The following is a 13,097-nucleotide window of genomic DNA, read 5'->3' on the forward strand; positions in this document are numbered from 1 at the left end:
GATTTATGATTTCGGATTCTTTTCAAATCAAACATTATAAATCATATATCAGACATCCTCAATGGCATTTGAAATAATCAAACGGCTCTTTGCAATCATCGCATTGATACAATGCTTTGCAGGCCGTTGAGCCAAACTCGCTGATGCGATGTGTGTGATGTGAGTTGCAGTGCGGACATTGAATCGCTTCATTTGCCGCAAACAATTTATCGTTACAAACCTGTTGCTTCGGATTGGGCGGAGCGATTCCGTATTGCTTCAGTTTTTCTTTTCCAGCTTCCGTCATCCAATCAGTTGTCCATGCAGGAGAAAGTATAGAAGTAATTTTTACCTGTTTATATCCCTGCTCGGCTAATGCAAGACGGATGTTCATCGCAATCATATCCATGGCAGGGCAACCGGTGTAAGTGGGGGTGATGATCACTTCCACCTCGCTTCCATTTATTTCTACTTCACGAACAATTCCCAAATCAAGTACCGTTAACACAGGAACTTCCGGATCAACTACTGTTGCAAGTATTGACCAGATTTTTTGTTCTGCAGTTGATGCGTTGATATGAAGTTGTTCATTATTCATGATTTCCGACAATAACTCCCCTTCAGGGGATGGGGGCTTTACCACTTCGCTCCCGGATAAGTGCGTTGCAGGTATTGTAATTCTGTTAAGATATAACCGAGTTGTTCTGTATGAATTCCTTTCTTACCGCCGCTCTGCATAAATACATTTTCAGGAACAGGAAGTTTTGCTTCATCAAATACAGCCGTTACTTTTTCTGTCCATGTTTGTTTGATGGAAGCAAGATCAATACCAATGGCTGTTTCATAATCTGCAGCTTCAAATAGTTCACCGGTGTAACGCCATAGTTCATCAATGGCATGCAACATGCGTTTGTGACTTTCTTCTGTACCATCGCCCAAACGAATCACCCATTCACTGCTCCAACGAAGATGATAGGTTGTTTCTTTATTAGCTTTTGCTGCAATAGCTGCTAACTGTTCATCTGTACTTTGCTGCAGTTGTTGAAACAATAAATGTTGAAACTGACTGAACAGGAATTGACGTAAAATGGTTTGTCCCCAATCGCCGCTCTCCAGTTCAACAAGCAATACATTTTTAAACTCACGTTCGGTTCGTAAGTAAGCTAATGAATCTTCCGTTGAACCATCGTTCCTCAACGTTGCTGCGTATTGATAAAAATTTCTTGCTTGCCCAAGTAAGTCTAATGAAATATTGGTGATGGCAATATCCTGTTCCAGTATTGGTCCGTGTCCACACCATTCACTATTCCTTTGCGAAAGGATCAGTGTTGTATCTGCTAAGTGTAATGTATAATCTATTAGTGAAGCACTCATCAATAAAATCGTTTATTCAGTTTTCATCAGCGGTTACATATGCTTTACCTCATCGGGCAAATCATAAAAAGTAGGATGACGGTATACTTTATCATTCGCAGGATCGTATAAACTTTCTGCTTCATCAGGATTGCTGGCATGAATGTATTTGCTTTCAACTACCCAAATACTTACCCCTTCCATACGTCTTGTATAAACATCACGTGCATTTTCGATGGCCATTTGCGCATCAGCAGCTTTTAAACTACCAACATGCTTATGATCGAGACCTTGCTTGCTGCGGATGAACACTTCCCACAGAGGCCAGCCGGCCGCATCAGCTTGTGTTTGATAATTACTGGCTCCTCCTTTTTCTTCAGGGATATCGCCGTAATAAAATTTTCTTATCTGAAAATTCATAATTGCTGTTGTTGAGTTTACTTAAGCTGCTGCTAAAGCCCCTTTAGGGGTTTGGGGTTGTTGTTTTCTTTTCTCCGCATGTGCCGCTGCTGCTTCTCGCACCCATCTTCCTTCTTCGTGTGCTTTGCGGCGTGCATTCAATCGTTCTTTATTACAAGGGCCATTTCCTTTCACCACATTCCAGAATTCGTTCCAGTCAATTTCACCAAAGTCATAGTGACCACGTTCCTCGTTCCATTTCAAATGCGGATCGGGCAAGGTCATGCCTAATAATTTCACCTGCTCTACACACATATCTACAAACTGCTGACGCAACTCATCATTTGTTTTGCGTTTGATCTTCCACTTCATGCTTTGATCGCTGTTGGTGCTTTCGCTATCCTTCGGTCCAAACATCATTAAGCTTGGCCACCACCATCTGTTGATGGCATCCTGGCACATGGCTTTTTGTTCATCGGTTCCTTTCGATAACACTAGCAACGATTCAAAACCCTGGCGTTGATGAAAACTTTCTTCTTTACAAATTCGCACCATTGCTCTTGCATATGGTCCGTAACTGGTGCGGCACAACATTACCTGGTTAAGAATGGCGGCGCCATCCACTAACCAGCCAATGGCACCCATATCAGCCCATGTTAAGGTGGGATAATTAAAGATGGAAGAGTATTTGGCTTTGCCGCTGTGTAGGTCGTCGATCATTTGTTCACGGCTCATGCCTAATGTTTCAGCAGCACAATAGAGGTACAAACCATGGCCGGCTTCGTCCTGCACCTTCGCCATCAAAATAGCTTTGCGTTTGAGCGATGGAGCACGGCTGATCCAATTACCTTCTGGCAGCATCCCTACAATTTCGCTGTGTGCATGCTGACTGATCTGCCGGATATTCGTTTTCCGGTAGGCATCGGGCATCCATTCCTTGGGCTCGATCTTAATTTCCTGATCGATCTTGCTCTGAAATACCTGTTCAAAATCATGTAATGACATAACAATGCTGTTGATTAGCAAATTTAATCAAAACTAACACCTGTTTGGCGAGTTTGTTTAGCCTTTATTTGTACAGATAATTCTCATGCAGGATGTGAGTGCTTACTTCACATCGAAATCAACCGTTACGTTTTCGGTTGTGGGATGACTTTGGCAGGTTAATATAAAACCCTGTTCAATTTCTTCCTGCTCCAAACCCCAATGAACATCCATTTTTACTTCACCAACTAGCAGTTTGGCTTTGCAGGTGCAGCACACACCGCCTTTGCAGGCATAAGGAACATCAGCGCCTTGCTGCATAGCTGCATCAAGAATGGTTGTTTCACTGTTGAACGGAATAGCAAAATTAAAACTCCTTCCATCTAACTTAACTGTGATATTACTTTTTGGGCCTTCTTCGCTTGTAGCATGTGCCTTGTGCCTTGAGGCTTTATTCTGTCCCGGTGTAGTAAACAGTTCGAAATGAATTTTCTTTTCAGTTACGCCGTTGCTTTCTAAAAAGTCTTTCACTGAAAAAATCATGTCTTCCGGTCCGCAGATAAAAAACTCATCGACCGTTTTTACATTCAGCAGTTTGCTGAAGAGGTCGCTGCATTTTTCTTTCGTGATTCTGCCGAAATTCAGATCAGCATCTGTTTTTTCCCTGCTTAAAATATGAATGAGGTTAAACCGGTTGATGTATTTATTCTTCAAACCTTCCAGTTCTTCAAAGAAGATAATGGATGAACGGGTTTTATTTCCGTACACCAAGGTGAACGTACTATCAGGTTCAATTGCCAGCGTTGTTTTAATAATGGAAAGAAGCGGAGTGATGCCGCTACCGGCAGCAAAGGCCACATAATTTTTTCTATTGGATGCGTCAAGTGTTGTGTAGAAACGACCTATTGGAGTCATTACTTCTAACACATCATTTTGTTTCAAATCTTCGTTTGCAAAAATTGAGAAGGCACCAGCTTCCACTTTCTTGATGGCAACTTTCAGTTGACGTTCTAATGGACTGCTGCAAATAGAATACGTACGTCTTACCTCTTCACCATTTATAATAGCACGCATGGTAAGGCTTTGTCCTTGTGTGAAGTTGAATTCTTCCTTTAAGTTTTCAGGAACATCAAACAACACAGAAACACAATCACTTGTTTCTTTTTTTACTTCTTTAACTCGTAAAGGATGAAAATGGATAGACATGCGGCAATCTAAAAAATGTTTCCTGATATTCTGACAGAGCTTTTAAAAGCAACACGAACGATTCAGTAGCTTCATTCAAACAAAAGACTGTCCGTTTGCGCCTTTGGTTGTAAACTTAAAAGGCACAGCGCAAATAAAAAAAGGTATTTCATTGGAAAAGCAAGCTGTTTGATGTGAAGTAAATGGAGAGCAGCAATCTTATTTTCTTAACCCATCAATCATGATCAACACCATATTGTCTTCCAGCTCATTGCCACTGATCTTGGCAGTGGAACGGTGCCAGCTTTCAATACCGCTTACAGAATGAAGCAGAATTACAACTGCCGTCGGTGCATCGATCTTTTTGATCTCACCTTTTTTCATACCGTCTTCAATGATCAAAGCAAGTCGTTTCCTGTAGTTACGACGCTGCGTGTGGAAGTTAGAACGGTAAGGCTCATCCAGGTGTTTCCACTCTCTGTCGCTCACCATTACTTCTTCGTAGTTGTCGATCATCTGCTGAATATGAAAGCGAAGCAAGGTTTCGATCTTTTTGATCGGCGTAAGACTGCCACTTTCAATTTCATCTAAATGCAGGTTAAAGCGATTGGCTACATTAAAACATACCGATTCCAATATCTCATTTTTGGAACGTATGTGATTGTACAAGCTTGCGGCTTCAATACCAAGGTTCTCAGCCAGGTCTCTCATACTGGCTGCACCAAAACCTTTTTCCCTGAAGAGGGCGGCGCCGGCTTTTACAATGAGGTCTTTGCGGTTGCCATTCTTTGGCACTTTCAGTTTTCCCATGCCCAAATGTACTTTGTTTTAGGTAAAATACCGTGTTGCGGGTATTGAAATGAAATAGCCCGTATGATACTTTTGAAATGTAAAGTTTACAACTTGTGATATCTGCATAATGTTGCAAAAAAAAAGATTATCCTGCATTGTTAGTTGCATGTATTGCGGTTACCCAAAACAATTAAACATCATTCAATGAAACAGAAACTCCTTTTCCTCGCCCTTATTTGTGGAGCATTCTTAACACTGGCTCCAACAAATGCAAAAGCTCAAAGTGATTATTATTATGAGAGCATTTCAAACCCAAGTAAAACCATCAACTTCCTTATTGGTGTGTATGTAACCAAAAACGAATTTATTACACGTGATGATGGAACAGGTTACACCAAGATCCGCATGGCCGTTATTAACCAGGAAGGCGCCGAACCATTCAAATGGAGTGATTACAAGATTTACATTAAGCTCAAGAACAACGATATGTTCTATAACTATACCACCCAGGCAAAAGAGGGTGATCTGTCTTGTAACTGGACAGTTCAACCAGGCCAAAACCACATTCAATATGTATGTTTCGATAAAGCCTTCGACATTAACCAGATCGATATGATCTGGCTGGGTATGAGCGACAACAAGTTTTTTGACCTCGTACGGAGCGATAAAAAGTAAAACGGGTTTCGTTTCTGTGAAGCACTGCCGGCAACGGTGGTGCTTTTTTTATATCCTTTTTCGGCAATAGGTCTTCAGCCATTACCTTTGTCCGCATCCGTAAATGCGGTAAACAAAAAACAAACTCCCTTATGTCTTTAGTAGTTGTGGGCTCTATGGCCTTTGATGCAATTGAAACTCCCTTTGGTAAAAGCGATCGAATTATTGGTGGGGCTGCCACGTATATTGCCTGGAGCGCTTCAAATTTTACCCAACCCATTAAACAGGTGAGCGTGGTTGGCGGCGATTTTCCGAAAGAAGAACTGCAAATGCTTGAGGCCCGTGGTGTGGTAACAGAGGGGGTTGAGATCAAAGAAAATGAGAAATCATTTTTCTGGAGCGGCCGCTATCATTTAGACATGAATACACGTGACACACTTGATACGCAGTTGAACGTGCTGGCCAACTTTAACCCAGTTGTGCCCGACAGCTACCAGGATTGTGAATTCCTGATGCTGGGTAACCTGGTGCCTGCCGTACAGAATGCAGTGATCGATCAAATGAAGAACAAACCCAAACTGGTGGTGCTCGATACAATGAATTTCTGGATGGAAATTGCAATGCCTGACCTGGAAAACGTTTTGAAGAAAGTAGATGTGTTGATGGTGAATGATAGTGAAGCACGCCAGTTGAGTGGACAATATTCGCTGGTAAAAGCAGCCAAGGTGATCATGAACATGGGCCCGAAATACCTGATCATTAAAAAAGGCGAACACGGTGCATTACTCTTCCACGACGACCAGGTGTTTTTTGCTCCTGCTTTACCGCTAGAAGATGTGTTTGACCCAACCGGTGCAGGTGATACATTTGCAGGTGGCTTTATTGGTCATATTGCCAAAACAAAAGACATCAGCTTTGAAAATATGAAGACAGCCATTATTGTGGGTAGTGCAATGGCAAGCTTCTGTGTTGAAAAATTTGGAACAACCCGTTTGAAAGAAATTTCGAAAGAAGATATTGAAGCACGCATTCAGCAGTTTGTACAATTGGTGAATTTTGATATTGAGTTGGTGTGAGGAGATGTTAAATAAAACTTTTAAAGCAGCAGTAATGCTGCTTTTTTTTGTTTTTAGTAATAGTTTGTACTTGTAATGTTGAAGCTCCTTACTATACAATTTATTCTGTTCATATTATTGAACGTCTCTTGCAGTGATGTTGACAAAGTTGCAAAAGAACCATATTCGGGAGATAAAACAACAGGTAATTATATCTCTTCAGTAATTTTTTTAAACGGAGGCGATTTAGAATTTAAACAATATTCCAAGGGTTGTGTCAGCGAAGAAACTCAACGAATAGAAATTTCTCAAAAGAACAATAAGCAGATTGTCATTTCCTATTTTAGAAACGAAACAAAGGTTCTGGATAAAAAAGTATTTGATTCTTCATTTCAGATTTACATAAAGTCGTTTATTTATGAATGTGAAAGACTTTTAAAAGACACTGCATCAAGAAGGTTTGAATTTGCGACAATTGAAACCATTCAGATAAGCGATGGTTTGGATATTATTGAAGTTGGAACAGGGGTATCAAATCAAAGGAACCCATTTGATGATTTAGTCTATACTATATGTTCAAAAGCTGAAAATAGAATGATTTTGGATCGATGACAGCAAATCGTTCCTCGTTCTGATTGATTGAAGGAAATCCATCCTTACCCAATCTTCACCCCTTTCGTATGCGTCCTGATCAACACCCGTTTTAAACTCCGGTCGATAATTTCGCCCATACTTTTACAACGTGCAAAAACTGGATCATCGTAATGCAATGCAAGCTCATGACCAAGTTGCTGAATTTTTTCAGGCGTAGAAATCTTGTCTTTCACCAACACATCACGCAGGTCCCGTAAACGGTAACGTTCCTCCCGAATGCGCCTTGCGATCACAGCCCTTTCTTCCTGTTGATATTGCTGCACCACTTCAGGGTTCAGATGTTTTTGCACCAATTCAACAAAAGGGTAGTTCTCTTTAAAGAACTGTGGCAAATAAATATTCTTACTGCCTTCGTAAAACTGCTGATCGAAATCAATGGCACGGATGAAGAATTTATAATCATCAAAATCCGGCGTAATGATGAACACAAAATTGTAAGCACGCATATCGCCCAGCAAACGCAGGAAACAACGTTCATTAAACTTCACAAACTCTTTTGCAATACGCTTTAAATTGTATTCAGGTCGGCGTGGGATGAGTTTTAAAAACTGATCACCTGGGATGCCTGCGATATGTTCTTCCACCAATGTATTTCCATCACACAAATAATGCACAGGATTGGGCGATAGCAATTGCTCCAGCTCCAATCCATAAACACGTGATGCATCGGCTGTTTTTATATAGAAATAGTCGTACACATCGTTATACTTGTTTACGATCTTGATACGGTAAGGATGCGAGTTGCCAAACGTACAGTAATCGATGCGCTCAATATAGAGATGGTTCAACGCCTTGAGATCACCGGCTGCTTTTAATTTTGCATAGATCACTTTTATATGATCGTGTACTCTTGTTATTTCCGATTGCGGATAGATAACCGTTTCCCAAAGTGTGTCTTTCCCAAACTTATCAAGCAATGGAATTGATTCTGCATAATACTTCAAATCGTCGTAAGATACAGGCAACGTCAACTCCTGGTGATACAACCGCAGGTACTGGTGCAAGGGTTCGCTGACGGGATAAAATATTTTTTTGCGGCTGATCATGGTACTTCTGTTCAGGCTTCAAGTTAACCAAAGTTTTGTTGTTGATAATTGCTGCTGTATCTGATTTCGGTCATTAAAACCTTCTTGCTAATACCACCTGGTTTTTGAAACGTTTAACTTTGCCTTGCAGGTTAAATACTTCTGTAAAGATCACGTAAGGACCAAGTGGTAATTGTTGCAGTTTATCATTCAAGCCATCCCAGCGGAAATTTCCCTGCTGGCTGCAAATTGCATTTCGTTGCAATGCTTTTACAGGACGGCCACCAGCATCAAACACAGTAATATTCATCAAATAGCCTGTTTCAGGAAAACGATAACTGATGGTAAGAAAATCATCCGTGCCATCATTGTCAGGTGAAAATACTTCAGGTGTTACAGTTACATCACCCTGCACCTGCAGATCTAAACGAAACTGCGAGTTTTGATAAGTGGGTGTGCCATAGCCCACATCTTTTGCAGCACTATGCCAGTTGTCTTTGTTTTGTGTGGAAGCATTCGGGTCAATACGTTCTAAAGCCACGCCTTCACTGTTATTGATCAACGCAAAATGCCATTTGTCATCATAAGTAACTTCATCGATAATAGTTCCGCCGTTATCACTCAATACCACATTGCCTTTATCATCTGAATAAGAAGGCATCGAAGAGATGTTTAGAAACGCTGAAATATTTTTTGCAGTGAATTGTCGTTTTACAGTTGCTTCGTCGTCGCTCAGCACAAGATATTCACCGGGAAACATCGCTCTGTCTGTTGCAGTTAAAGCTCGCATATTTGCAATAACTCCTGCGCTGCTTCTGTTTGCAATCAATAATGATTTTAGATTGATGATCTTATTGCTGCGGTTGTAGATCTCCACGTAATCGGTGCCGTCACTTGAGGGGTTAAACAGAACTTCGTTGATAATAATATCATTTGCAACAGCAGCCGAACTAATGCCAACCTTTGTATTATTAAAAGCAGCAATGCTGTTGCCGCTGCAATCTTTCACATTAACAGCAGTAACGGTATAAACAGTTCCCGATTGTAATTGATTACTTACTGTAAGTTGTACGGTATTGAAAAGCGGCGCAAGACAAACTGCCGAAGCAGCTGTACCAATGCCATTACTCAACTGGTAATTGGCAGCAGCAGCGGCCGATAAGCTATCTAATGATTCATCAAAAGTTAACAGTAAAGTTGTATTGTCAACTGCAAATGCTCTAAGTAATGCAGGAGCCGTTTGGTCGCTGTTGGTTCCATCAACAGAATTTTTTATTCCGGGTGTGCCTCCTCTTGTGTCAACACTTGCACGCCAGTTGCTTGCACCACTGCACGGATTTTTAACATCAACCATTTCCAATGTCCAGCCACCATCGCCTTTAACTGCATTGTTGAACCAGCTGAGATTGTATTCTACTGCATGAACAATGGCTCCGGTGTTGCTGCGGATGAAAATCATTTCGCCACTATTATCTAAGGAAGGAAAACTTGTAACGCCAAATGTGCGGCCATACTGCTGCATTGTCGCTGCTGCTGTAGTGCCGCAAATAACAGCACTGCTATCAGGTTGTAATAAAAAATTAGGTAATGCACCACTCACACCATTTGCATCGCCCACCCGCCAGTTTTGTAAGTTGATAGCTGATGTAGTTGTATTGCGTATCTCTATCCATTCAACATTGGGTAAACTTATTTGCGGCGTGGGATCGCTCATGATTTCACTAATGACTACGCTGTATCTGTTTTGAGTGAAAGCGTTTGCTTGCAGTATCAGCAAACAAACAATTGTTATAAGGAGTTTAGGTTGCAGCATGTACTTAAAAATAACATTAATCAAACGATTGCGTAAATAGCTTCATGAAAATTCTAAAAACAATTTGGTGAAACGCTCATTCAGCTTTACTTTTGAGCCTCATGAATACAATGAAACATACAAAACGCACAAAGAAACAGTTCCGCAAGGGAAGGTAACATTGTACGTTGTGTTGTAAACATAATAACAGGCCTTCCCGAAACGGAAGGCCTTATTTTTTAACCCCCATCTGATGCCCTCGTCTGATGGATTTATAAATCAAACAAAAAATTCTGTCAGACGAGGGCGTCGGACAGAAATAAAAACAAAAAACAAAATGAAAGTTGCAGTAGTTGGCGCTACAGGTCTTGTAGGTACCAAAATGTTACAGGTATTAGCAGAAAGAAATTTCCCCGTTACCGAATTAGTTCCGGTTGCAAGTGAACGTTCCGTTGGTAAAGAAGTTGAGTTTAAGGGAAAGAAATACAAAGTGGTAAGCATGACCGATGCAATAGCTGCCAAACCTGCTGTGGCTTTATTTAGTGCCGGTGGTGGTACTTCAACAGAATGGGCACCAAAATTTGCAGAAGCCGGTATTACTGTTATCGATAACTCCAGTGCATGGCGCATGGACCCAACAAAAAAATTAGTAGTGCCCGAAGTAAATGCTGATGTGTTAACAGCAGCAGATAAAGTAATTGCCAACCCTAACTGTTCAACTATTCAAATGGTTGTGGCGTTGCAACCGCTACATAAAAAATACCAGATCAAGCGTGTGGTTGTATCAACTTACCAAAGCGTAACAGGTACAGGCGTAAAAGCAGTTGATCAATTGCTGAATGAACGTAAAGGAATTGTTGGCGAGATGGCTTATAAATATCCGATTGATCTGAATGTGATCCCGCAGATCGATGTTTTTTTGGAGAATGGTTACACCAAAGAAGAAATGAAAATGGTAAAAGAAACCTGCAAGATCATGGGTGATGATTCCATTCGTGTAACGGCAACTACTGTACGTATTCCGGTAATGGGTGGTCATAGTGAAAGTGTAAACGTTGAGTTTGCAAATGATTTTGATTTGAACGAAGTAAAAGCATTGCTCAGCTCAGCACCTGGTATTGTGGTAGTAGATGATCCTGCTACACAGCAATACCCAATGCCGATGGATGCGCATGAAAAAGATGATGTGTTTGTTGGTCGTTTACGCAGAGATGAAACGCAAGCCAATACATTAAACATGTGGATCGTTAGTGATAACCTTCGCAAAGGTGCAGCAACCAATGCAGTGCAGATCGCTGAATACCTGCAAGGCAAAGGTTTATTGTAATGGTAGGTGCGGCCAAGTTCCGTCAGACCTGGAAAAAACGTAACGAAAAAAGAGAGCGTTTCAATTGAAGCGCTCTCTTAATTAATAGAGTTATGATTTTATTCACCGGCATGTAATCCTTCATTCAAAAACAACAGCAGTGGTTGCAGTGTTTCAAAATTGGTACATACTTTTTTAACCAGGTCTTTCGATGTAAGATCGGCATCGGAAAATTTTTGCATAGCAATCCAGCTTTTTAATTTCAAATATTCAATGGCTGGATTGTCGGCTTCATAACCTTTTGGTGGTCTAGCCAATTTCATATCACCTTCTGTAGACAGATCGCCAAAGACAGCTTTGAATTTTTTATTGTTGATGATCTTCTGAAATTCTTTCCAGTTATAATCTATTTCCTGCCGCACATTTTTTAAGAATTCAGGTGGCGGCACATATAAACCGCCGCCTCCAAATGCAGCACCTGGTTCAAAATGAAAATAGTAACCGGCAGTCATTCCTTTTTTCCCGTCCTTATTCATGTATGCACCCATGTTTGTTTTGTACGGGCTTTTGTCCTTACTGAAACGTACATCACGGTTTATCCGGAAAATGCAATCTTTTGCAGCGAGGTGTGCAATGGAAGGATCTTTCTTACCATGTTTTTCAATTACGGTATCAATAAATGCAATGAAGTCGGCTTTAGCTGCATCGTAAGCTTTACGATTTGCATCGAACCAGGGTTTGTTGTTATTCTTCTTTAAATCTTTTAGAAATTTGAGCGTGGAAAGTTGCAGCATAAAAAGCGTTTTGAAAAAACAAATTGACAAAATCTTTATTGCTTTTCAAAACGCTTTGCTGTAAGAATAGTTTAAACGGCTATGCACATATTTTACCGGGCGGTACGCCATAGACTTTTTTGAATGACTTTATGAGGCAATTCGGGTCTTCATACCCGAGCTCATAAGCCACTTGTGCAACTGAACGCCGTGAGTCTTGAATAATATTCCTTGCCAGCATCATTTTTTGTTCCAGGTAATATTCATAAATCGGTTTGCCATGTACATTTTTAAAATGTCTTTTGAGTGAACTGAGACTCATATTGTATTCCCTGGCAAAAATGATAAGGTCAGGGAGGTTACTTTTCAGAAACATTGACAGGCGTGCTCCGAGATCATGCATTTCCTTGGTATAAGAGTATTTTTTGGGTGTAGCTGCATTAAATGCTGAGAAGTCGGCTGATGAGAAAAATTTTTCGATCAGTGATAATACATTAACACGCAGTCGGAGGATGTTTACGTGCTCATTTTGTTGTGTGATCTCCTTAATTGCTTTCAGGTAGTATAACATATCAATTTTCATTAAGGTTGGATTGTCTGCAATATTGAATAGAATCGGAAGCATATCAATATATGCAGCAAATGCGTCTGCAGAACAGTTGTAGTTGGATTTGATCCAGTTACTGTTGATGATAAAAACAAAAATCTCTTTTTGTGATACTGGTGTTTCTTTATGAGCAAACTCGCTATAAAAGAAACGCTTAACAGGCCCTTCATAATTAGTATTGTAATAGGCAGACAGTTGCTTACCTGTTTCATCGTTTGGGCAATAAGCAAAAAAGTAATCGTTGTCTTTAATGTTGGCGCTCAGCAGGAATCCGAAAGATTCAGCATCGGGATCATTCAGAAGCATGTGTCTTAAAATGAGGCCTTCTTCAAGTTGGTAGTCTTTTAAGCAATAGGCAGGTTGGGACAAAATAGCTTTTAATGCTGTTTTTTGTACTGAAAGGTTGGTGAAAGATTGTGGCATTTTCTTCAGGTTTGGTTAGGTAATCAATCTTCAAAGGATATTTACGAAACATAATATTAAAGAGATTTCCAATTAAAAAAAAAAGGAGAAATACTCTTTTTGAGCTTGCTAAATTC

General features: G+C 40.5%; 14 protein-coding genes. 4 read left to right on the forward strand and 10 right to left on the reverse strand.

Going from position 1 to position 13,097, the window contains the following annotated elements; translation table 11 throughout:
• Positions 1-58: 58 nt before the first annotated feature.
• The 6 genes from paaD to WG954_RS06795 all read right to left on the reverse strand — a co-directional run bounded on the left by paaD (position 59) and on the right by WG954_RS06795 (position 4,710).
• Positions 59-577, reverse strand: coding sequence for a 1,2-phenylacetyl-CoA epoxidase subunit PaaD (gene paaD / locus WG954_RS06770; RefSeq protein WP_340434852.1), 519 nt, complete (start codon positions 575-577; stop codon positions 59-61).
• A gap of 38 nt (positions 578-615) precedes the next feature.
• Positions 616-1,353 (reverse strand): 1,2-phenylacetyl-CoA epoxidase subunit PaaC, encoded by a 738-nt coding sequence (gene paaC, locus WG954_RS06775; RefSeq protein WP_340434854.1) that lies wholly within the window; start codon positions 1,351-1,353, stop codon positions 616-618.
• Between the two features lie 33 nt (positions 1,354-1,386).
• Entirely contained in the window at positions 1,387-1,752 is a 366-nt protein-coding gene (gene paaB / locus WG954_RS06780) for a 1,2-phenylacetyl-CoA epoxidase subunit PaaB (RefSeq protein WP_445298451.1), read from the reverse strand.
• Positions 1,753-1,773: 21 nt separating this feature from the next.
• Positions 1,774-2,736 (reverse strand): 1,2-phenylacetyl-CoA epoxidase subunit PaaA, encoded by a 963-nt coding sequence (gene paaA / locus WG954_RS06785; protein WP_340434856.1) that lies wholly within the window; start codon positions 2,734-2,736, stop codon positions 1,774-1,776.
• Positions 2,737-2,838: 102 nt separating this feature from the next.
• On the reverse strand, positions 2,839-3,921 hold the full coding sequence (gene paaE, locus WG954_RS06790) for a 1,2-phenylacetyl-CoA epoxidase subunit PaaE (RefSeq protein ID WP_340434858.1): 1,083 nt from the start codon (positions 3,919-3,921) through the stop codon (positions 2,839-2,841).
• Positions 3,922-4,119: 198 nt separating this feature from the next.
• Complete coding sequence (locus WG954_RS06795) at positions 4,120-4,710, reverse strand: TetR/AcrR family transcriptional regulator (RefSeq protein ID WP_182803438.1); 591 nt, start codon at positions 4,708-4,710, stop codon at positions 4,120-4,122.
• 186 nt (positions 4,711-4,896) lie between these two features.
• On the opposite strand from WG954_RS06795, the gene WG954_RS06800 reads away from it, so the two are divergent.
• The 3 genes from WG954_RS06800 (at position 4,897) to WG954_RS06810 (ending at position 7,013) form a co-directional block, all read left to right on the forward strand.
• Entirely contained in the window at positions 4,897-5,367 is a 471-nt protein-coding gene (locus tag WG954_RS06800) for a hypothetical protein (RefSeq protein WP_340434861.1), read from the forward strand.
• 131 nt (positions 5,368-5,498) lie between these two features.
• Positions 5,499-6,422, forward strand: coding sequence for a PfkB family carbohydrate kinase (locus WG954_RS06805; protein ID WP_340434863.1), 924 nt, complete (start codon positions 5,499-5,501; stop codon positions 6,420-6,422).
• 75 nt (positions 6,423-6,497) lie between these two features.
• Positions 6,498-7,013 (forward strand): hypothetical protein, encoded by a 516-nt coding sequence (locus WG954_RS06810; RefSeq protein ID WP_340434865.1) that lies wholly within the window; start codon positions 6,498-6,500, stop codon positions 7,011-7,013.
• A 44-nt stretch (positions 7,014-7,057) separates the two neighbouring features.
• On the opposite strand, the gene WG954_RS06815 is transcribed toward WG954_RS06810, so the two are convergent.
• Entirely contained in the window at positions 7,058-8,101 is a 1,044-nt protein-coding gene (locus WG954_RS06815; RefSeq protein ID WP_340434867.1) for a hypothetical protein, read from the reverse strand.
• 73 nt (positions 8,102-8,174) lie between these two features.
• Positions 8,175-9,893 carry a lamin tail domain-containing protein gene (locus tag WG954_RS06820; RefSeq protein WP_340434868.1) on the reverse strand — a complete coding sequence of 573 codons (1,719 nt, stop codon included), beginning with the start codon at positions 9,891-9,893 and terminating at the stop codon, positions 8,175-8,177.
• A 316-nt stretch (positions 9,894-10,209) separates the two neighbouring features.
• On the opposite strand from WG954_RS06820, the gene WG954_RS06825 reads away from it, so the two are divergent.
• A complete protein-coding gene (locus WG954_RS06825) occupies positions 10,210-11,199 on the forward strand; it encodes an aspartate-semialdehyde dehydrogenase (protein WP_182803450.1) in 990 nt (329 codons plus the stop codon).
• Between the two features lie 98 nt (positions 11,200-11,297).
• On the opposite strand, the gene WG954_RS06830 is transcribed toward WG954_RS06825, so the two are convergent.
• Positions 11,298-11,972, reverse strand: coding sequence for a DUF2461 domain-containing protein (locus WG954_RS06830; RefSeq protein ID WP_340434871.1), 675 nt, complete (start codon positions 11,970-11,972; stop codon positions 11,298-11,300).
• Between the two features lie 79 nt (positions 11,973-12,051).
• On the reverse strand, positions 12,052-12,981 hold the full coding sequence (locus tag WG954_RS06835; protein ID WP_340434872.1) for a helix-turn-helix domain-containing protein: 930 nt from the start codon (positions 12,979-12,981) through the stop codon (positions 12,052-12,054).
• Between the last annotated feature and the right edge of the window lie 116 nt (positions 12,982-13,097).

It is taken from the genome of Lacibacter sp. H375 (assembly GCF_037892425.1).
Lineage (GTDB): Bacteria > Bacteroidota > Bacteroidia > Chitinophagales > Chitinophagaceae > Lacibacter.

Coding starts and splice junctions, on each gene's coding strand:
- paaD (WP_340434852.1), bottom strand. CDS start 577: ATGAATAATGAACAACTTCATATCAACGCATCAACTGCAGAACAAAAA.
- paaC (WP_340434854.1), bottom strand. CDS start 1,353: ATGAGTGCTTCACTAATAGATTATACATTACACTTAGCAGATACAACA.
- paaB (WP_445298451.1), bottom strand. CDS start 1,752: ATGAATTTTCAGATAAGAAAATTTTATTACGGCGATATCCCTGAAGAA.
- paaA (WP_340434856.1), bottom strand. CDS start 2,736: ATGTCATTACATGATTTTGAACAGGTATTTCAGAGCAAGATCGATCAG.
- paaE (WP_340434858.1), bottom strand. CDS start 3,921: ATGTCTATCCATTTTCATCCTTTACGAGTTAAAGAAGTAAAAAAAGAA.
- WG954_RS06795 (WP_182803438.1), bottom strand. CDS start 4,710: ATGGGAAAACTGAAAGTGCCAAAGAATGGCAACCGCAAAGACCTCATT.
- WG954_RS06800 (WP_340434861.1), top strand. CDS start 4,897: ATGAAACAGAAACTCCTTTTCCTCGCCCTTATTTGTGGAGCATTCTTA.
- WG954_RS06805 (WP_340434863.1), top strand. CDS start 5,499: ATGTCTTTAGTAGTTGTGGGCTCTATGGCCTTTGATGCAATTGAAACT.
- WG954_RS06810 (WP_340434865.1), top strand. CDS start 6,498: ATGTTGAAGCTCCTTACTATACAATTTATTCTGTTCATATTATTGAAC.
- WG954_RS06815 (WP_340434867.1), bottom strand. CDS start 8,101: ATGATCAGCCGCAAAAAAATATTTTATCCCGTCAGCGAACCCTTGCAC.
- WG954_RS06820 (WP_340434868.1), bottom strand. CDS start 9,893: ATGCTGCAACCTAAACTCCTTATAACAATTGTTTGTTTGCTGATACTG.
- WG954_RS06825 (WP_182803450.1), top strand. CDS start 10,210: ATGAAAGTTGCAGTAGTTGGCGCTACAGGTCTTGTAGGTACCAAAATG.
- WG954_RS06830 (WP_340434871.1), bottom strand. CDS start 11,972: ATGCTGCAACTTTCCACGCTCAAATTTCTAAAAGATTTAAAGAAGAAT.
- WG954_RS06835 (WP_340434872.1), bottom strand. CDS start 12,981: ATGCCACAATCTTTCACCAACCTTTCAGTACAAAAAACAGCATTAAAA.